The organism is Cytophagales bacterium (genome assembly GCA_019456305.1).
Taxonomy (GTDB): Bacteria; Bacteroidota; Bacteroidia; order Cytophagales; family VRUD01; genus VRUD01.
Genome location: VRUD01000036.1, coordinates 1 through 20,905, shown reverse-complemented (window position 1 = coordinate 20,905; position 20,905 = coordinate 1). Strand labels below are relative to the sequence as shown.

The window sequence follows — 20,905 nt, the reverse complement described above, 5'->3', positions numbered from 1 at the left end:
CGTGTAATTAGTGGTTTCGTGGTTTCTTTATTTCATTATGTATCTTTTCCGCTAAGTAGAAAAGAATTAGCTGATATTCCTGGAGATATACAGAGGATATCATCTTCTTTTTCCCGAACGATGAAAATCCTGTTTTGAGCTTTTGCGCTTGCCTTTGAACTTTTTCTTAAACGAAAATGCTTTCGGGCGCCTGTTTCCATCATCATCCCTGTTTACACGAATGTTGCGGCCTTCAATTTCAATTCCCTGGAAACTTCTGCTTAGATCCTTGTCGTAAGCCTTGTCTACATCTAAAAATGCACAGTTTTTTTGCATGGTCAACTCCCCGAAAAACTTACGGTCTATGCCCGAAACGTCTGACAAAAAATGAATAAGATCAGCTTTCGTCATCCCATCAATCGATCCTATGTTGACAAAGTAGCGATGAAACCGGCTATTATCGCGTTTTCCGGGTGATCCTCCGGACGTTTCATTGAGATCTGCCTGTTCCGCATTCCGGGAACCATCAGGATGGATCATCAGATGGTCTAATTGGGTTGTGATCAGTCGTTTTAGTAGATCTTCTTTACTTAGATGGGCGAACTGGCCGTGAAGGTCGTGCAATATATCTCCGGCCCGGTCATCAACCTTCGTATTGATGATCAGGGTTGCCCAGTTGTTGATGCGGCTGGATTTTAACTCCTCAATACCCGGTACTTCAATGCGCTCAAACCTGACCTGGATCTTCCTTTCCAGCTCTGCAATCCGCCTTCCTTCGCGTGGATTGATAAAAGCAAGCGAAATACCTTTCTTACCGGCACGCGCGGTTCTTCCACTTCGGTGGGTATAGATATCCAACTGGTCGGGAAGGGTGTGGTGGAGCACGTGCGTCAGGTCTATGACATCAATACCCCGTGCAGCTACATCTGTTGCAATGAGCAATTGCATCGAGCGAGTCTTGAATCGCTTCATAACCGCATCCCTTTGTGCTTGCGAAAGGTCCCCATGAAGGGCCTCTACCGCATAACCGAGGTTGCCAAGGTCATCGGAGATCTTCTGGGTTTCCCATTTGGTACGGCAAAACATGACGCCCCGCATGTCCGGTTGCAAGTCCAGGAATCGCCTTAGTGCAGGTATTTTATTGGCTGTTTTGGTAATCACATATTTATGAGATATATCCTTGTTGATCTTTTCCTGTGTATTGATGGATACCTCCTGTGGTGTATCCATGTACTTTTTAATGATCTTTCGAATCTCAGGAGGCATGGTTGCAGCAAACAACCAGATCACCCTGTCTTTAAGGGTGTATGAAAGGATTTTATCAATATCATCCTTAAAACCCATGTTGAGCATTTCATCAGCCTCGTCTAACACTACATACCTGACACTTTCAAGCTTCACGACCTTTCGTTTGATCAGATCCAATAACCGGCCGGGAGTGGCCACTATGACCTGGGTAGGTTTTTTAAGCGCTTTTATTTGATTGATAATGGCCGCACCACCATAAACCACTTCTACATTGAGGTTTTTGTTGTTTTTAGAAAAACGAACTAACTCCTGAGCTGTTTGTTGTCCCAACTCACGTGTTGGAGCCATAATAAGGGCCTGCGTAGCCTTATAGTTTATATCGATCAGGTCAATTAATGGAAGACAAAATGCGGCAGTTTTTCCTGTTCCGGTTTGTGCAAGCCCAATAAAATCCGTTGGATCATTGCCCAATAAAATTGGAATGGCTTTTTCCTGTACGGGAGTTGGGTTTTCGAACCCGAGTTGATCAAGGACTTCAATAATCGAAAGTGAGAGTCCCAGCTTGCTGAAGTTATTCAATATATGTTTGGGCATCTCTAAAAACTACACCATATATTCCCCTCTATCAAGAGGGGCAAGGGGTGTGTTTTAAAAAATATGTAGTTTTTAGAGATGCCCGTTTGTTAAATAAACCGCGAAGGTAGGCAAATCAGCCCGGATTACTTGTGTTATTGAATCTGAATACGTTTTTAGATTAATCTTTTTTCAGTTTAGACAAATAATATGAAGCCAAGACCCAGCCTACTAGCATAAGCAAAGCAGCCAGGCCATAAGGCGCCCCGGGGGCGAATACCGGTGAAGTATCTTTGGTAAAAAAGAAGAATACCCCCGTCATAACCGGTGGCCCAACTATGGCTGACAAACTCATAACACTGGCCAAAGCGCCCTGCAATTCCCCTTGCTGATCATCAGGAACCTGGTTAGAAATAATGCTTTGCAAAGTAGGCCCTGCAATCCCGCCAAGGCAATAAGGGATCAACACTATGTAAAGCATGAGGGAACTATTTGCAAGCATGAATAAAAGCATTCCACTACTCCACATCAGAAAACCTAAAAAAACAGTCTTGCGCTCACCTAACTTTTTTACGGCTACCCCGGTCAGTCCACCCTGTACGATGGCTACCAGCAATCCTACCACACCCAATGACAGGCCTACCTCTTTCTCAGACCAGGAAAACTTAAGCTCTGTAAAAAACACCCATACAGAGGGCAATGACTGTGCTGCAAAATGCACAAAAAAGAAGGCTACAACAAGGCCCATCACCATCGGATATTTTTTGAGATAAGACAATGCACCTACGGGGTTGGCTTTTAGCCAGTTTATCTTTCTTCGCTTCTCTTTAGGTAATGATTCAGGCAAGATCAGCAATCCGTATAAAAAGTTGAGAAAGCTCAGCCCTGCTGATATCAAAAAAGGCGCTTGTACGCCCCATCTGCTGCAAAAACCTCCGATTACAGGCCCCAGTATAAAACCCAACCCAAAACCGGCGCCAACCATTCCAAAGTTTTTAGCCTTTTCTTCAGGCTTACTTATATCTGCTACATAAGCATTGGCCACCGTATAACTGGCCCCGGTAATACCTGCTAATATTCTCCCTGCAAATAACCATGTTATAGTTGGCGCATAAGCATGTATCAGGTAGTCAACACCCAGGCCAAACATAGCCACCAGCAGCACCGGCCTTCGTCCCAACCTATCACTCAACGTTCCTAACAATGGCGCAAACAAAAACTGCATAAGCGAAAATGAAACTAATAACCAGCCGCCATACAGCGAGGCGTCACTAAGCCCCTGCCCTGTTAATTTAGTGATCAGTGTAGGAATTATTGGAATTATAATCCCTAACCCCATCGTATCTAATACGACAGTAATAAAAATAAATATTAAGGAAGCGTTTTTTTTTCGGAGCATTGGTTAGACATTAATCGTGTTACAAATAAAGATAATAATTTTTGGGTTACAGGATCAAATACTTTATATTTGCATAATATATAAAATTAGGAAAGATATTTTAAAAAACATAAGAAATGAAAGCAACATATGATAAGGACGCAAACGTGTTATTAATAAAACTTGCTAATAATAAACCAAGTTATGGCGAGGATATTGGCGAGGGTATTATTATACATTTTGATAAAAATAATTCACCTGTTGAGATTGAAATTTTAAATGCAAAGAAATATTTGCTGAATTGGATAGAACAGGCCCTTGAGGTAAAAAAGACAGATACTATTACTGCTTAGGTACTAAATTAAAATCTCAATACCTACCGGACAATGATCAGAGCCTTGGTAGTCAGGAAGAATAAATGCAGATGTAACCTTCCCTAACATTGAGCTGCTAATGAGAAAATAATCAATTCTCCACCCAATGTTTTTTGAGCGTGCATTAAACATGTAACTCCACCAACTATATGCTATTTTATCCGGGTGCAGATGCCGGAAAGTGTCTGTAAAACCTGCTTTAATAAAATTTGACATTCCGTCTATTTCGGTTTGGGTATAACCTGCTGTTTTGTTATAGTTGGATTTGGGCCGGGCAAGGTCTATAGGTTGATGCGCTACATTGAAATCACCGCATGCGATCACCGGCTTATGCTCTTCGAGTTTCTTTAGGTATTTTATAAAGTCTGTATCCCATTTTTTTCTATACTGCAGGCGGTCCAATCCGCGGCCGGAGTTAGGTACATAAACATTTAAGAGGTAAAAGCTGTCAAATTCCGCGACCACTACCCTACCCTCCTGATCATGTTCTTCTATCCCAATGTTGTATGTTATATTAACCGGATGAGTTTTGCTCAGAATTGCAGTACCGGAATATCCCTTTCGTTCGGCTGAATTACTGAAAAAATGATAGCCGTCTATGTCGTCTAAAACATCTTTGACCTGATCATCCTGGGCCTTTGTTTCCTGCAAGCATAAAATATCTGTATCCAGGTTTTTCAGGGATTCTTTAAAACCTTTTTTGGCTACTGCACGGATGCCATTGACGTTCCAGGAAATTAATTTCATCTGTAAATAATTTATTTTTTAGTTATTTAATATTCATGCAAATATAAACTTTTTTTTCGTTAAGGGATTGCCAGGTTAAAAACAGCTTCCAATTCATATACATTCACTTTCTCATTATTTCTTTGTACTGCATTTCTCATAGCCCTTGCTATAACCGAAGCATGAATCGGCCTGTATCTTCTGGTAAATGGGATAATCAATGTTATCAGCCTGGTAACAATAATGCCAATTTTCTCCCCTAACCTGCTTTCTTTTCTATCACCATCTAACAATGACGGTTTAATGATAGAAATATGTTTAAAGGAAAGATTCTGTACATCCCTGTCTAATTCTCCCTTCATTCTATTGTAAAACAACCTGGCATTGGCACTTGCTCCTGCAGCGGATATTAGCACGTAATTTTCAACTTTGTTTCTAACAGCAGCTTCAGCCATTTGATATTGATAGGTATAATCAATTTTATAATATTTTTCGTTACTTCCGGCTTTCTTAATCGTTGTGCCCAACATAGAAAAAAGAACATCTCCGGTTACGTGCCGGATCCAGGTCTCCGGTTTATCAAAATCAATAATAAGTTCCGTTAATTTCGGATGTGAAATGCCTGAGGTACGCCTCGCAAAGATCTTAATTTGTTCATAATTATCATCCAGGAGCAACTGATTTAACAACTCTGTTCCGATCAGCCCTGTAGCTCCTAATAATATTGCGGTTTTCATAAAAAACGGGTATAAATATAGTATGACATTAATACCTTTTAAATAGGGCGGCTATGCAGTGCATAAACAACTACACTAAAGGGATAATCAGAAGGCCCCTACCCTATTTATGTAAATGGTTAAAAACAGTTAATAGCGGTTAATAATGGTTAATATCTGTTACTTTTTCATATGCTTAATCTTGAAAAAAAGGAGCATATTGCAAAAAAGCAGTGTTTTAAGCAACCGTTGTTAACTGTTATTAACATGCTATTAACTTTTTTATTATCACTTTTGAGAAACCCAGGCGCCATAACCACCGAGCAAATTATATACTTCCTTAAACCCCTTTTCCTTCATGAGGCTCATTGTTTTGGCGCTCCTGCCACCGGAACCGCAATAAACAAGCACCGGCTTGTCTTTGTCTAATTTCTCGATTTGAGCATCAAAATCATCATCGTAAAAATTCATATTTTTAGCGCCTTCAATATACCCTTCCTCAAACTCCTCCGGAGTGCGCACATCGAGTAAAAGCCCGGTTCCTTTTTCAATAAGTTCATTGAATTCAGTTACGGAAACATTTTTGGCCCCTTCATTCTGTGTTTGGGCACTACTACAGGCAACTGCCAATAGCAGGATAAACGTTGATTTAGTTAGTTGTTTCATATTTTTTGTTTTGGTTTAAATATTCATTCATTCTTTTGTGGGCGATACTGGATTCGAACCAGTGACCCCTAGCTTGTCGAGCTAGTGCTCTAAACCAACTGAGCTAATCACCCGGTAAAAGTACGAATTAAGAATGATCCCGACTTTGCCGTGGCAAGCGAAGTACGAATTTCTTATTTTCGATTTATATTTTTCAGTAAAATATTTTTTACAAAAATAACAATTTATTATCATATTGAAATGGTAAAGGGTGAAGAAAAAGTTAATTTCTATACTTCAGTTTGATAACCACCTAACCGCTACCGAAAAGCTAACTGCACAAGGGAATGACCATTTTGTTGTGAAATTAAAAAACCTTGGTACATCTTTTGCTTGCGTAGTCAACTTAGTTGGTGGGTGGCAAAACCGTAAGCGCTAAGTTCGAGAAAGAAAGCAATAGCGAGGAAGGCCATCATCACTGATTTATATTGTTCATTGGTCTGATTAAAATTGCCAATTCCTTGAACTTAAGTTTGCAATTACAATGCATAAAACATCTATAACGGTTTTAATGCTTATCAACTATATTGGACTGTTTGCTCAAACCACAATTCGCTTAGATAGTGCAATTGTTTATACTTTAAAAAACCATCCGTTAATGCAACTTTCACAGCAGGAAATTGAGGAGCAGAAAGCAAGCAAAAAAGGAAGTTTCAATTTGCAAAATCCGGATGTATTTATTGAAAGCCCAACAACCACCCGGTTTACAGTAGGCGTTCAGCAAACCATTGAGTTTCCATTGGTTTATATTCAACAGTCAAAGGTGGCAAAGCAAAATATAGGACTTGCTGAAAAGGGAATGATTGTAAACAAAGTATTATTGATCAGAGATGTAAAAATCGCTTATCTCAATCTACAATTTGCCGAGATAAAGATAAACCAACTAACCCACCAGGACAGTATTTTCAACGCCCTGTATCTTGCAGCTGAAAGACGCTATAATGCTGGAGAAGCCAATTTGCTGGAAAAAGTGAGCGCTGAGGCAAAATCAAAAGAAATGTACAACATATTGATGCAAGCTAAAACGGATTTTCAAAATGCACAGTTGCAACTGAAATTATTAGCCGGAATAAAAGATGAAAATATTAAAGCAGATGAAACCCTGACTAAAACAAGCACAGAGATTGAGGATATAAGCATTGCCCCCGGGTACCCGGGAGTGATTAAGTCAAGCCCCTTTCTACAATATTACCAGCAAAACATCTCCTTGAATAAACAATCAGTAAAATTAGAACGGTCAAAATTAGCCCCCGGTTTGATGGTAGGTTACCTTAACCAGGGAGATGCTAATTCTGAAATACTATATCGCTACCAGTTCGGATTGTCCATACCGATTTGGTTCTGGACCTACTCCTCTCAAATTAAAGCTGCCAAAATCAGGTTTGACATGGCTAATTCTCAATATGCTTTAGCAGAACAGAATTTAAACAGCGAATACCTTCAAGCGGTCACTGAATATAAAAAATATACCGGAAGTATCAACTACTTTGAAACATCTGCATTAAAACAAGCCGAAACTATCATCAGCACGGCCTCAGGGTCGTACAATGCAGGCCAAATCAGTTACATTACCTATATGCAAAGTTTGAACCAGGCCTTTGAAATAAAAATGAATTACTATGAAACTGTTAGGAATTACAATCTATCCACAATTGAACTGAATTATCTAAAAGGTCAGCCATGAAAAAGTATTTAATAATAATGGTGTGTCTCTTTTCAACCCATCTTTTGGCCCACGAAGGCCATGATCACAAAGATGAAAAGAAGGACTCAAAGCAAACAGGAAAATCCTGGTTTACGGTAACCAGCATTTCCGAAAAGTTTGAATTGGTTTTAAGATATGATCCTATTACTGCCAACGAAATGACAGAGATAAAACTGTTCATTTCTGATTTTGAAACCAATGTCCCGACAAACAGCGCAAAAATTACCATTACCTGTATGGATGATGAGAATTTGAAATTTACAGTTAAGCAGGCAGAACCCGGTATCTACATCATTGAAGGGATATTCCCTAAAAACAGCGAATATAGTTTAGTTGCTAACATAGCCACTCCAGGTAATGCTGATTTAATGCTTTTAGAAGGAATTGAAGTAGGAAAAGAACTGCCCATGGATGGCGAAAACAATAGTGAACATTCCGGAGTAAGCTGGACAACCATACTATTTGTAATAATCAGTTTTATTACAGGTGTTATCATTACCCTTTTTATAGGTAAAAGACTAAAAAAAGCTATTTTCTTACTTTTTTTAACGCTTACGATCCCAGCTAATCAAACCAATAACATCTTTGCTCATGAAGGGCACGACCACGGGGATGAAAAAAAATCCAAAAGCAGTCAAACCCTCACCGATGCAATGGAAATACTTAAAGAAACCCAGTTTCTATTTGAAATTCGCACTGCTTTTTCAAAGTACAGCGATTATTATAATACGTTGAAACTTTACGGCAAGGTAATGCCTGTAACCAATGGAGAAGCGCTGATAATTGCACCGCAGAACAGTTCCATTGTTTCGATAAATATCAGCATTGGAGAAAAAGTACACAAGGGACAGATACTGGTAGTTATAGAGCAAACCCTCACCGCTGCCGAGCAAATACAGGTTGCCACTGAAAAAAGCAATACCAATGCCGGGTTTGAAGCTGCAAAGAAAGAATACAAGCGTTTAAAATCCATTGAAGATATTGTTGCCAAAAAAGATCTCCTGGAAGCGGAAATTCGCTACCAAACCGCTTTGAAAAACAAGAAAGTATATGATAATCTTTCAGGCAGTAGTTTGAAAGGTAAAATAATCAGCATTAAATCCCCTATCAAAGGAGTGGTTGACAACTTTCATTTAGCCATCGGGCAACAGGTAAGCCAGGGCGAGCTGCTTGTCACTGTCTATAACACTAAAATACTGAAAGTAGAAGCACAGATATTTGATAAGGACTTACACAGGCTGCATCATCCAGACCTATCAGGTATTACACAAAACGTTAATTTTTTTGTAGAGTGCATACAGGAGGAAAAACATTATTCAGAAAGCGCACGTCTAATTGCCTTTGGAAATGTTGTGAATCCCGTCAATCAATCATCAAAGGTCATACTGGAGATTGATAATTCACAGGGGTTATTCAAGCCCGGACAATTTGCAAATGTTTATGTGACGGCAAAATCTGATGAAAATCACATCGTAGTGCCCACTTCAGCAATCAGCGACATCAAGGGAAAACCTGTTGTGTTTGTTCACACTTCCCCTGAAATGTTCGAAGTGAAATTTGTGCATTTAGGTGAAAACAACACGAATCAAACAATCATCTTAAAAGGATTGGAAGATAAAGAAAGAGTAGTTGTGAACGGAACCTATCAGGTGAAATCTATTTATCTGAATCAATAAGAATGAAGCATTTTATTTTAATTTTTCCCTTATTAACGGCAAGTATATTGTCAACAGCACAAAATACATTTAAACACTTAAATCTTTAAACAATGAAAAGGTTATTATTCATTGTGTGTCTTTTTGTATTTACAAAGGCATACACCCAAAATACAGATACCTTATTACCTGACACCATCAGCATAAAACCTGACGGCAACAAGATACAGCACAAAGATACCATAGCCATAATGTATCGGGTTTACGGCATGAATTGCCCGGGATGTCACGGAGCGCTTGAAAAGCAGATTAACAAAATACCAGGTGTAATATATTCAAAAGCCGATTGGGTTAAACAGGAAATAGAGATATTTTCTGATACAATTATATCCGAAGAGGATGTATTTAAAAGAATAAAAAAAGCCAATTTCACCCCGGGTGAAAAAGTTGAATAAGGCCCATTCAGTATTTATGAAAACTTCATTAGTGAAAAAATTACTCAGTTGTTTTTTCCTGTTGTCATGTGCTTTATTGGTATATGCAGATGGAATAAGCGTAGATGCAGGACTGACACCCGCTCAAGATAGGTGGATTTTAAGAACGCAATATCGTTTGATGAATATGTATAATTCAGGCATGGAAACATATGTGCACGCTTTTCCGCTGGTGGTAGTGTATGGACTCACATCGAAAATTACACTTATGACAAGACAATCCTACCAGATAAGAAATATGGTTTTTAATGAAAAAACGTCTCAAAATGGGTTTGACGATCCATATTTTCTAATGAAAATTAAGGCATTTCGGAAAAATACTGCTACATACACTTTTGGTATTGCTCCTACAATTGCCTCAAATATTCCAGTAGGAAATGAACAAATCAGCGACAAAATATGGAGTCCGAAAACCGGAGTTAATTGTTCATATCGCCACCGTTTCTGGTTATTTGACCTTAACATTTTTTATACTTTTCAGGATATCAACAAGAAGGCAACAAGCAATTATAACGATGTGCTCCACATCAATTCTGCCTTTTCTCGTTTGTTTCCATATAAGAACAATTCGGATAATCTATTTTCTCCGGTTATGGAATTTTCTTATTCACATGAGTTTAATACCACCAATACGCCAGGAATGTTCACTTCTAAAAAACTCCTTGGTTCTCCCGGGTTTAAAATGGTTTATTCTTCCTTTATTTTTGAGGCACTTTATCAGATACCACTTTATCAAAACACTCCGGAAGCAATGATGAAAAGCAGGGGGAATTTAATTGTGGGTATTAGATATATGCTATAAAAAAGCAGAAAATGAAGAAGATGAAAAATAACGAGCCACAACAATAGAACCATGTTAAACAAAATCATAAAATTCTCCCTCACCAACCGCTTAATCGTCATTGCCTTCGCAGTAATTCTTATGATTGGCGGGACATACACAGCAATAGATCTGCCGGTTGATGTATTACCTGACTTGAACCGCCCCCGCGTAACCATCTTTCTCGAAGCCGAAGGAATGGCGCCTGAAGAAGTGGAAGCATTGGTTACTTTGCCTGTGGAAACCGCCTTGAACGGCGCTGCCAATGTTCAGCAAGTCCGCTCTAACTCTTCAATCGGGTTGGGGTTGGTGTTTGTTGAATTTGATTATGGAATGGATATTTATAAAGCCCGCCAGATAGTAAATGAAAAGCTGCAAACCATTCAGGAGCAATTACCGGATGGTGTTACTCCCGTTTTAGGTCCTATTTCTTCCGTTATGGGTCAGATAATGCTGATCGGGCTTACTACAGATTCCGATAATATCGGGACAGGTTCTACCTCATTGGCAGTTTTACGAACCATAGCCGACTACAATATTCGTAGAAGGTTATTGTCCATACCCGGCATATCTCAGGTTATTCCAACCGGGGGGGATGTCCTGCAATACCAGGTGCTGGTTTCAATGCCCAGGCTCAATGCTGCCGGATTATCCATCAACCAGGTGATGGATGCCCTGGAAAAATCCAATCTCAACACCACCGGAAATTTCTTTAACAAAAGTGGTTCAGAAGTGCTGATCCGCAATTTAGGACGGCTGAAATCAATTAAACAAATAGAGGATATTGTCATCGGTTATAAAGATAACATCCCGATACTTATATCACAGGTAGCCGAAGTGAAATTCGGAGCTAAATTCAAAAGAGGAGATGGAAGTTTAAATGGTATTCCTGCCGTTATAATGACCGTGGAAAAACAGCCCAACGCCAGCACTATTGATCTTACGGCTGAAGTCATCAAAGCACTGGATGAATTAAAACCATCCTTACCATCTGATGTTAAAATAAACACAGATGTATTCAGGCAGGCTGATTTCATTGAAGCTGCATTATCTAATGTTGTAGAAGCATTAAGAGACGGAGCTGTCTTAGTTATCATTGTTTTGTTTCTGTTCTTACTCAATTTCAGAACTACTTTAATAACCCTTACAGCAATTCCATTATCACTTATTATTACTGCATTGGTATTTAAGGCATTTGGTATCACCATAAACACAATGACACTCGGTGGTATTGCCATTGCCATTGGTGAACTGGTTGATGATGCAATTGTGGATGTAGAAAATGTTTTCAGGCGCTTGCGTGAAAACCGTCATTCTGAAAACCCGCAGCCGCCCCTCAAAGTCATATATGATGCCTCAACAGAAGTGCGAAATTCGATTTTTTATGCCACCATCATTGTGGTATTGGTATTTATCCCCTTATTCGCTTTAAGCGGAATGGAAGGAAGAATATTTGCCCCATTAGGTGTTGCTTATATCACCTCAATAATAGCTTCATTATTGGTTGCTTTAACTGTTACTCCCGTAATGTGCTACTACCTGCTTCCGAATATAAAACGAATGAAAACCGAGGAAGATGGCTTCTTAGTCAGGTGGCTCAAAAAGCAGGATACCATGCTGCTCCACTTTGGTTTGAGCAACCCGAAGAAAGTGTTAACAGGTGCAGCAATTTTGTTTCTCATTGCCTTTTCTTTTGTTCCGTTTTTTGGCACCGAATTTTTACCTCCATTCAATGAAGGGTCTTTAACCATCAATACAGTTGCGCCTACCGGCACTTCTCTGGAAGAAAGCAACAAGCTGGGCAGCATCGCTGAGAAACAAATTCTAAAAGTACCCGAAGTAGCATTTACCGCTCGCAGAACAGGCAGGGCGAAATTAGACGAACACGTTGAACCGGTTGCCAATTCCGAGATTGAGGTTTCTTTCAAGAAAGATATTGAAAAACGAAGCAGGGATAAAATCATTCAGGACATCAGAGAAAAGCTGTCTATATTGAAGGGGGTCACCTTCAACATCGGTCAGCCGATTTCACACCGCTTAGACCATTTACTTTCAGGCGTAAGGGCACAAGTGGCTATTAAAATATTCGGGAATGATCTGATGGAACTGAGAAAATACGCTAATGAAATAAAAAATACTATTTCTACTGTTGATGGTGTAGTGGATATACAGATTGAAAAGCAAGTGCAAATACCGCAGTTGCTGATTCGTCCTAAAGAAGACGCGCTCAAATATTACGGGTTAGAGAGAGGAGAAGTCGTGCAGGACCTGGAAATATTGTACCAGGGCAAAGTAGTTTCCCAAATTTTGGATAAAGAAAAACGTTTTGAGCTTATCCTTAGGTTACCTGAGAATGAAAGAAGCGATATTGATGAAATCAGCAGGGCATTGATGGAAACACCAACAGGGGAGTTAATTCCCATAAAAGAAATTGCCGACATCTATTTTGAGAATGGCCCCAATACCATCAACCACGAGAATACACAGCGAAGAATGGTTGTTTCCTGTAATGTATCGGGAAGGGACCTGGGCAGCACCGTTGTAGAAATAGAGGATAAGATCGGGCAGGATATTAAATTACCGCAAGGATACTTTATTACCTATGGAGGGCAATTCGAAAGCCAAAAAACAGCTTCACGCCTTATTTTGATATTGAGCATATTCTCCCTGGCAGGCGTATTCTTAGCGCTGTATTCCTATTTTAAATCTTCACGTATTGTGTTACAGGTAATGCTGAACATTCCACTTGCATTGATAGGAAGTATAATTGCCGTAATGCTCACAGGGGGCGTTTTTTCTGTGGCTTCTTTAGTCGGATTTATTACCCTCACGGGCATTGCTTCACGAAACGGTATTATGATGATCTCCCACTACCTGCACTTAGTAGAGCACGAAGGTGAAAAGTTTAGCAAGAAAATGATTATCAGGGGTTCATTGGAGAGATTAGTTCCGGTTTTGATGACAGCTTTAACGGCAGCTTTTGCACTCATCCCCCTTACATTGGCAAAAGATGCACCCGGAAAGGAAATCCTTTACCCCGTTGCCACTGTTATTATTGGTGGGCTAATTAGCTCAACTTTATTAGATATGATTGTTACCCCTGTTGTTTTTCACCTCTTTGGAGAAAGAGCGCTGAAAAAGTATTTGGAAAACAAGAATCAAAATGAATTTGAAGATTAGTAACTAATCCGGTTAAATTTACAGGATTCTTACTATTCAATAATTTCAGATAATAAATGAAGTTTTTTTTCGTTTTTTTCTTAATTTCGTAGTTTTAAAAATTACATTAATGAAATTTCCCAAGTATATTCCCGAAATAAATCCTGCTGTTTTCTGGGATGTTTCCATAGAGAATATCAATTACGAAAAAAGTGGCGATTTTATAATTTGCCGTGTTTTTAATTATGGAAACTTTCAGGAGGTTGCCGACATCATTATCTGCTATGGCAAAGAATATGTGACAAAACTTTTACTTTCTACCAATAACCTTGATGCATATGGACTTGCAACGGCCTCTGCATTTTTGGGAATTCCGGAAAAAAAATTCAAATGCTACGAACTGAAGGAGTATCCCCGCAGTTACTAAAAGCCCTTCGTCAACTGATGGAGATGAAGTCGCTTAAGAATTTCCGCCTTGTTGGCGGTACTGCCCTGTCATTACAATTAGGGCACAGGGAATCAATGGATATTGACCTGTTTACAAGTAATGATTTTTCAGGGGATGAAATAGCTGCTGAATTAATTGAAAAATTCAATTTGAAAAGCGGGGTTAAACCAAAGGGTGGAATTATGATTCGAACAATAACTAATGAAGGAGTAAAAGTTGACATTGTGGACCACAAAAATAAATTCATCCGCAATGCCCTTGTTGAAGATGGAATTCGCATGGCACACCCGGAAGAAATTGCCGCCATGAAAATTAAAATAACCTGCGACCCCTTCACCGGGAGAAAAACAAAAAAGGATTTAGTGGATGTTGCCGCTTTGCTCGACAAATGCAGCATAAAAGAAATGGTTGGCTTATTTAAAGAAAAATATTCAACGATGGCGCCTTATGAAGAAACCATTATATTAAGAATCAAGGATTTTGACGATGCCGAAAAAACTGAAATGCCAAAAATGTTGAATGAATTGACATGGGAAATGACAAAGAAGAAAATTGAAATTGGATTGAAGGATTATTTTGACGGAATTCTGAAAGAAAGAGAAATGAAGCTGAGAAAAAAACAAAGGAAATAAATGAAGAAATCTTTCTACGAGGCAAAAATATATATACTAACCTTTAAATTTATTAAATTATGAAAAAGACAATTTTAATTTTAGGAACTGCAAGTGCTTTTACGCTTGGAACAATGTTAATCTCCGGATGCAGTAATTCAGGAGATAATCAAAGTGAAGCAGCCCACGAACACGTGGACGGTGAACATCACGAACATTCACATGATGAAGGTGATGATCACAAGCATATTTACACCTGCCCGATGGCTTGCGAGGGAAGCCAGAGTGATAAACCCGGCAAATGCCCTGTTTGCGGAATGAATTTAGTACATTCAGATAAAGCAACAAGCTCAAAATCATATAGAATGGATTACAGTTCTGACCCGGTTCAAATTGAAGCCGGAAAAGCAGCTACACTTACTTTTAGACCCATAGATGAATCCAATGAGACCGCTCTTGTTCCATTAGATATCGTACACGAAAAAAAAATCCACATGATGGTGTTCAGTAAAGACTTGTCTTATTTTGAACATATCCATCCCGAGTACACTGCTAGTGGAGATCATATAATTGATGTATTAGCTGAAAGTGAAGATTATACTAAAGGCAGGGGATTAAAAGAAACGAAATTTCTCTCTGGTGGCGATTATATTATATTCCTTGATTACACACCCTCCAAGGCAGCTAACCAGATAGAGAAAATTCCTATCAAAGTTTCCGGAAAAGAAAAGGCAAAGATTCCTTTGGGAGATGAAAGATTAGTATGGGAAGGAGATGGATATACAGTCAAATTAGGTGCCGACAAAGATTTTGCAATCAAAACATCTATTCAATTACAAATTAATATTACCAAAGACGGGAAAGCAGTAAATAACCTGGATACTTATTTAGGAGCATTGGCACACATGGTTATCCTTAGTGAAGACATTGAAGAATATTTACATGTTCATCCCATGGAATCTGAAACCACCGGACCCGATATTTACTTACATACTAATTTCCCCAGGGAAAGCAAGTACAAAGTATTTATGCAATTCAATCACAATGGAGAAATACATACTACCAATTTTATAATGAACCTAAAAAGCTAAATTAAAAAAAAAGCAACTTAAATTGTAATTATTATTAACATCATGCATCAAATTATCAGTTACTGGATGCTGGTTACTGGGTGCTGGTTGACCCTATTGTTATTAATATTTATTAAATCAACTGCATTTCAAACTCTTTCCATTTATCCATAAAATAGTAATTATGATAAATATAATTAGATTAACTTTCTTCTACCCCGAGCCATTTTTCAATATCACCGGTAAATGGTACTAATTTTCCATTTTTTTTGTAGAAAAGATCTCCATTGGCGTCTTTCCATAATGCTTTTGGAAAAATTTTCGAGTTTTGGTTTGACGGTTTTTTCTTCTTGTCAGCCGTATTAACTCTTTTAGCCATTTTTTTTATTTTGGTAATTGTCTTTGTATTCATTGATATAAAAAATAGTTTTGTAAGAAATGCTCACAATTAGTCGTTTGCCAAAATATTTCGGCTTCAATTTTACCGATCTTTATTTTAGCATTGTATGGTTTTAGATTTGACATTTGTTAAAAAAACTTTGATAGCATACTCAACCGTTTAGTTAAAAGAAACAAACTGTGATGGTATTGCTCTATGCTCCATGCCTTATGCGTTCAGCTTCTCCTTCTGTAAATGATTTATCACTGCCCTTATTTCTCCATAACTAAAATTATCCCCCAACTCATTTTTGATTGGCGATAAAGCCTGGCTGCCATGGAGCATGACGGCTTTCTCAATATCCGGTACTTTTTCAGCAGGTACAAGGTCTTTTAGTTCAATCTGTCCATCAAGGATAAAATGAGCTAAATGTCCTTCAATGGTACTGGTGGCTAATTCTCTTGCTGTAGCAATATCAGGGATGCTTTTCCCGTTTTTGAATAGTTGAAAAGTTTCTACTTTCGTATCGGGTTTGGTGGCAGAACCCGGTCTGCTTTTTCTTTGGCGTTTTGGCTTTTTATAATGAATTTTAGACTTCAAATCCTTCTCCCTGCAATATCGGACGGTGGCATCAAGGAAAAGGTTTCCATATTTTGCCAGCTTTATTTCACCGAAACCTGATATCTGTTTCAGTTCTTCAAAATCCTGAGGCAGGTAGGTAGAAAGTTCTATAAGAGTAACATCTGAAAATATGATATAGGCAGGCACATTTTCCTGGATGGATAATTCGTAACGGATGGCTTTGAGCTTTTTAAGCAGTTCATCTTCATAGCTCATCGTTTGTTCAACTATAGTTTCCCTTGTAACGCTTTTTACCAACATCACTTTTTCCTGCCCATTGAGTACAGGAGAGCTTTTTTGGGTCAGGTTCAATACAGGATATTCACCTTCAGTAACTGCCAGATACTCCTCATCTATCAAATTCCTGATATACGTGCGCCAGTCATCTTTGCTTATTTCGGCCCCTATCCCATAGGTTTTAAGTTTTTTATGCCATTCTTTTATCTTTTCCGACTGAGATCCTCTCAAAAAGTCAATGACATAGTTGATACCGAACCTTTCGTTTAATCTTGTTACTGCAGAAAGGGCCTTTTGTGCTATGACCGTACCGTCAAATCTTTCATATTTGTCAAGACAGATATCACAGGAATCACAGTTCTCATGCGGGTAAGTTTCTCCGAAATATTCCAGCATGTATTTTCTCCTGCACTTTTTTGATTGGCAGTAATCAGCCATTTTATCAAGCTTGCGCAGCATAATGGCAGATTGCTCCTTGTTATCTTCAATTTCTACGAATTTTTTTAGTTTGATGACATCGGCATAGCTGTAAAATAGCAGGGCTTCACTTTTAATCCCGTCTCGTCCCGCCCTGCCTGTTTCCTGGTAATAGCTTTCTATGTTTTTGGGCAAGTCCATGTGTGCCACAAAGCGGACGTTGGATTTGTCAATCCCCATTCCAAAGGCAATGGTGGCTACAATGATCTTTACCTGGTCTTTGATAAAAAGTTCATGGTGCTTATCGCGTATGTCTTTGTCTAATCCTGCATGGTATGGTTTAGCAGAAAATCCGTCATTCTGAAGGTCTTCTGCTGTATATTCTGCCGACTTCCTTGACAACACATACACAATACCTGATTCATCTTCATGCTGCCTAAGAAAATCAACGAGCCTGTCATAGCTCCTTCTTTTTGGTTGTATAAAATAATGAATGTTTTCCCTGTTGAAGCTGGATATAAAGGTTTCCGGATTATTTAGCTGAAGTTTTTGCAGAATATCCTTTCGGGTTTGCACATCTGCGGTTGCAGTAAGCGCTATCACAGGCACTTTTGGAAATTCCTTTTTTAACTTAGAAAGCATGAGGTATTCAGGCCTGAAATCATGTCCCCAGTGTGATATGCAATGCGCTTCGTCAATGGCAAATAGTGAAATTCCTACCTGCGCTGATGCTTCCCGACCTTCGGCACGGGACAGGTCGGCAGGTAGGGATAGTGATTTGAGAAAATTTAGAAATTGCATTTCCCGGGAAAACAAGCGCTCAGGGGCAATATAAAGCAGCTTTATTTTGTTGGCTTTCAGGTTTGCTGTTATTTGATCTTGTTCCCCGTAGCTTAATGTAGAATTTAAAAAAGCCGCATCAATTCCGTTGAGCTTTAGCGCATCTACCTGGTCTTTCATCAATGCGATCAATGGCGAAACAACCACCGTCAGCCCCTCAAAGACCAATGCCGGGATCTGGTAGCAAAGTGATTTGCCTCCACCCGTGGGCATCAGCACTAAGCTATCTTTGCCGTTTAATACCGATTCAATGATCTGCTGTTGCTTGTCACGAAATTCAGAGAATCCGAAACTTTCTTTTAGGATTTGGTGTGGAGTTGGCATATTGCTTGTAATGTTTTGATTGAGTAAAGTTAACAAGCAGCAGTAGGCAGCGGCAGTTGGCAGTCCTGCCTCCTGCTGCTGCCTACTGCTGCTTGTTTGTTTTGATGGAGTAAAGTTAACAAATGTTGAATCGTATTTTCAATATTTGTTTTTTTTATTTTATGTAGGTAATAAACGAAACCGTAAAATTTGCATTGATAATGTCTGGGGTAAATCTGCGTTCTATTTAATTAATAATTTATGAATTAATCAGGCTAAGTGAATTATTAATGTTTTTAGTTTATTGGTTTAGAGTTATAGTTATCGGATCGGAGGTATGAATAGTTGCGGAGTACGAGGCACTTTCCTTTCAAACCAAGATGAAGTTGATACGAACCATAAACGCTTGACTAACCACCTCACCCGCAATTATTTATGACCGCTTGTTAGGCTTTGTAATTCTTATTTAATCAGTGTTTCTCCAGTTTGTAATAATATCTTGTTCAATAGTTTTTTTGAGAAATATCTACCAGTTATAATCCACTTCTCAAAGATCGGTTTCAAATCACTTAACAGTCCTTTCTGTTTTGCTTTTATAAGTAAACCTATTGATCCAATGCATTTAACGTCCAATGATTCAGCAATAATCCTGGCTCTATTGTCATCTATAAGCAAATAGTCAGCTTTTAATTCCTCGTATAAAATTATTGATTCAGATTCACCGTAATCCATTATCACAGAAAGATGATTTTTGGATTTGATACTTTCTACTCGTTTTTTTAGTTGAACCAGAAGACTTTTATCAAAATCAGGGTTGTCATATCTCTGTAGTTCCTCCCAAACTGCATTTGCAATATAGAAGTCCCCAAAAATTTTATCAATTAAGTAAATATGTCCAGTCAGACCAAGGGAAATTAATGCTCCCGTGTCAGCAATAACTATTTTCATAGACTACAAATTACTTAGTTTTTCAACATCAGAAATTATCTGGCCAGTGTCCAATTCTGAGATCGGGATATTGTTTTTCGTAAGTGCTTTTTCAAATTCATAGCGGGTTAATCCAGATAATTGTATAGCTTTCCCAATTGTCAATTTCCCTTCTTGGAATAGCCAAATAGCGATTGCTGTCTGAAAATGCGATTTCAACTCCTTTTCAGACTGATTAAGCGTAATCAACAAATCTGATGGTATTTCTATTGGTACCGTAATATTTTTCATTTTATTTATTTTTATCAAAGATACAGTTTTTTATGCAAATTACAATTTATGAAGCCTAACTGGTTTCTTGTTTCATTTTTTTTGATGTTATTCCTATTATTTCTTAAACCTTCAAGGTTTGATTTCATTATCATCTTGGTATCCAACAACGATAGGCCCATGAATCAGCATCGTTACCCCCTGTCGGTGGTTCAATTCTGTATGCTTTTCTTTGTCCTTATCGTTTGTGAGACCTCTGTTTATCTATAACAGCTCGTTTCTGATACTTACAAAGCAAGTGTTTACAGCCCACCCTGTTGAATAGTCCAGCTCTGCGGGATTCCACAGGGTAAACCATCTTGAAAACAACATGCACATTAAAACGTAATCGTTTTGATGTGCTTCCTGGCACACTTAGTCCTTAACGCAACGCACACTAAAGCCGGTTGCCTTATTGGCGTAGCCCCTGCGCACCTGAGCGGTATTATAGATCAGCTCCCGGGCCCACGCATTCGCCCCGCTGCTCTCGGTAGAACTCCACCAGTAACCGTAGCTACCGGTATAGTAGAACGAACCGGACCAGGACTGGCCACTCGGAAGGGCTGTAAAACCGCTGGTGTTGGTGGCGCCTGTGTTGGGAGTTGTCCAGTTGGCGATGCCGGTTTGTTTGAGGTTGCCGCCTTCATCTGTTCCAAGCCATACTCCGGTTGTAGTTATATCGTAAGGGAAAGCACCCGGGTTGGTGCCAACATTTTTTTCTAAAGTAGTCCACTCATAATGAGAAGGTACATGCCAGCCTGCAGGGCATACTCCTTGTACATTTGTCGGGCACTTATCATTAGGTGGCGCACCTGTGCCGTTGCAGGAAGCGGAGCCATTCATTATTTCTGTCCATTCATATAAACCGCCAAAAGGACAAGAAGCATCATTAACTCCGGCAAGATTCTGACAATATTTTTGTGTGCCTGCGCCCGCTTGTCCGGTTGCTATCGGCACATAAGTTCCGTAATTGAGGTTTTCTGCCATCCACCATTGAGTGCCGATAAGTACTGTATTATATACCTGGCCATCTCTTGGGTCAGTTAGAGTAGAAGTAATTGGACCTCCAACACCTTGATCTAAAATTATTGAATCTTTAATTACTGTTGCGCTATAATCAAATAATGTCTTACTAAATGCTTCTATTCTTGCTCCGACTTTAACTTCTAATCCAGCATAAAGAGCCCAATTCAAATTTGGAGAACCAGATG

At 39.0% G+C, this 20,905-nt stretch carries 18 protein-coding genes and 1 tRNA gene; 9 read left to right on the top strand and 10 right to left on the bottom strand.

Annotation, left to right across the window (positions count from 1 at the left end):
- Positions 1–99: 99 nt before the first annotated feature.
- Positions 100–1,821, bottom strand: a complete 1,722-nt coding sequence (locus FVQ77_09325) for a DEAD/DEAH box helicase (GenBank protein ID MBW8050523.1) — start codon at positions 1,819–1,821, stop codon at positions 100–102.
- A gap of 160 nt (positions 1,822–1,981) precedes the next feature.
- A complete protein-coding gene (locus FVQ77_09320) occupies positions 1,982–3,199 on the bottom strand; it encodes a TCR/Tet family MFS transporter (GenBank protein ID MBW8050522.1) in 1,218 nt (405 codons plus the stop codon).
- Between the two features lie 116 nt (positions 3,200–3,315).
- Between FVQ77_09320 and FVQ77_09315 the strand changes: the two genes are divergently transcribed.
- Positions 3,316–3,531 carry a DUF2283 domain-containing protein gene (locus tag FVQ77_09315; protein MBW8050521.1) on the top strand — a complete coding sequence of 72 codons (216 nt, stop codon included), beginning with the start codon at positions 3,316–3,318 and terminating at the stop codon, positions 3,529–3,531.
- A gap of 3 nt (positions 3,532–3,534) precedes the next feature.
- Here FVQ77_09315 and xth read toward each other — a convergent pair whose 3' ends face one another.
- The 4 genes from xth to FVQ77_09295 form a co-directional block, all read right to left on the bottom strand.
- Positions 3,535–4,299, bottom strand: coding sequence for an exodeoxyribonuclease III (gene xth, locus FVQ77_09310; protein ID MBW8050520.1), 765 nt, complete (start codon positions 4,297–4,299; stop codon positions 3,535–3,537).
- A gap of 59 nt (positions 4,300–4,358) precedes the next feature.
- A complete protein-coding gene (locus FVQ77_09305; protein MBW8050519.1) occupies positions 4,359–5,015 on the bottom strand; it encodes an NAD(P)H-binding protein in 657 nt (218 codons plus the stop codon).
- A gap of 267 nt (positions 5,016–5,282) precedes the next feature.
- Positions 5,283–5,660: a rhodanese-like domain-containing protein gene (locus tag FVQ77_09300; protein ID MBW8050518.1), complete on the bottom strand. Its 378-nt coding sequence runs from the start codon at positions 5,658–5,660 to the stop codon at positions 5,283–5,285.
- A gap of 38 nt (positions 5,661–5,698) precedes the next feature.
- Positions 5,699–5,773: transfer RNA gene (locus FVQ77_09295), tRNA-Val, on the bottom strand.
- 410 nt (positions 5,774–6,183) lie between these two features.
- On the opposite strand from FVQ77_09295, the gene FVQ77_09290 reads away from it, so the two are divergent.
- The 8 genes from FVQ77_09290 (at position 6,184) to FVQ77_09255 (ending at position 15,682) form a co-directional block, all read left to right on the top strand.
- Positions 6,184–7,383 (top strand): TolC family protein, encoded by a 1,200-nt coding sequence (locus FVQ77_09290; protein ID MBW8050517.1) that lies wholly within the window; start codon positions 6,184–6,186, stop codon positions 7,381–7,383.
- Entirely contained in the window at positions 7,380–9,080 is a 1,701-nt protein-coding gene (locus FVQ77_09285; GenBank protein ID MBW8050516.1) for an efflux RND transporter periplasmic adaptor subunit, read from the top strand. Before FVQ77_09290 ends, FVQ77_09285 begins: the two co-directional genes overlap by 4 nt.
- A 92-nt stretch (positions 9,081–9,172) precedes the next feature.
- Entirely contained in the window at positions 9,173–9,514 is a 342-nt protein-coding gene (locus FVQ77_09280; protein ID MBW8050515.1) for a heavy-metal-associated domain-containing protein, read from the top strand.
- 16 nt (positions 9,515–9,530) lie between these two features.
- A complete protein-coding gene (locus tag FVQ77_09275; protein MBW8050514.1) occupies positions 9,531–10,355 on the top strand; it encodes a hypothetical protein in 825 nt (274 codons plus the stop codon).
- A 51-nt stretch (positions 10,356–10,406) separates the two neighbouring features.
- A complete protein-coding gene (locus FVQ77_09270; GenBank protein MBW8050513.1) occupies positions 10,407–13,553 on the top strand; it encodes an efflux RND transporter permease subunit in 3,147 nt (1,048 codons plus the stop codon).
- A gap of 109 nt (positions 13,554–13,662) precedes the next feature.
- Positions 13,663–13,959 (top strand): hypothetical protein, encoded by a 297-nt coding sequence (locus FVQ77_09265; protein MBW8050512.1) that lies wholly within the window; start codon positions 13,663–13,665, stop codon positions 13,957–13,959.
- Positions 13,923–14,612 carry a nucleotidyl transferase AbiEii/AbiGii toxin family protein gene (locus FVQ77_09260; protein ID MBW8050511.1) on the top strand — a complete coding sequence of 230 codons (690 nt, stop codon included), beginning with the start codon at positions 13,923–13,925 and terminating at the stop codon, positions 14,610–14,612. The genes FVQ77_09265 and FVQ77_09260 overlap by 37 nt, the downstream gene beginning before the upstream one ends.
- 59 nt (positions 14,613–14,671) lie before the next feature.
- A complete protein-coding gene (locus FVQ77_09255) occupies positions 14,672–15,682 on the top strand; it encodes a hypothetical protein (GenBank protein ID MBW8050510.1) in 1,011 nt (336 codons plus the stop codon).
- A 586-nt stretch (positions 15,683–16,268) separates the two neighbouring features.
- Here FVQ77_09255 and recQ read toward each other — a convergent pair.
- The 4 genes from recQ to FVQ77_09235 form a co-directional block, all read right to left on the bottom strand.
- Complete coding sequence (gene recQ / locus FVQ77_09250; GenBank protein ID MBW8050509.1) at positions 16,269–18,479, bottom strand: DNA helicase RecQ; 2,211 nt, start codon at positions 18,477–18,479, stop codon at positions 16,269–16,271.
- Between the two features lie 441 nt (positions 18,480–18,920).
- Positions 18,921–19,406 (bottom strand): DUF3368 domain-containing protein, encoded by a 486-nt coding sequence (locus FVQ77_09245; GenBank protein ID MBW8050508.1) that lies wholly within the window; start codon positions 19,404–19,406, stop codon positions 18,921–18,923.
- A 3-nt stretch (positions 19,407–19,409) separates the two neighbouring features.
- Positions 19,410–19,676: a UPF0175 family protein gene (locus FVQ77_09240; protein MBW8050507.1), complete on the bottom strand. Its 267-nt coding sequence runs from the start codon at positions 19,674–19,676 to the stop codon at positions 19,410–19,412.
- Positions 19,677–20,069: 393 nt separating this feature from the next.
- The gene (locus FVQ77_09235; protein MBW8050506.1) at positions 20,070–20,888 is read right to left on the bottom strand and encodes a hypothetical protein; all 819 of its coding nucleotides are present in this window, start codon (positions 20,886–20,888) and stop codon (positions 20,070–20,072) included.
- Between the last annotated feature and the right edge of the window lie 17 nt (positions 20,889–20,905).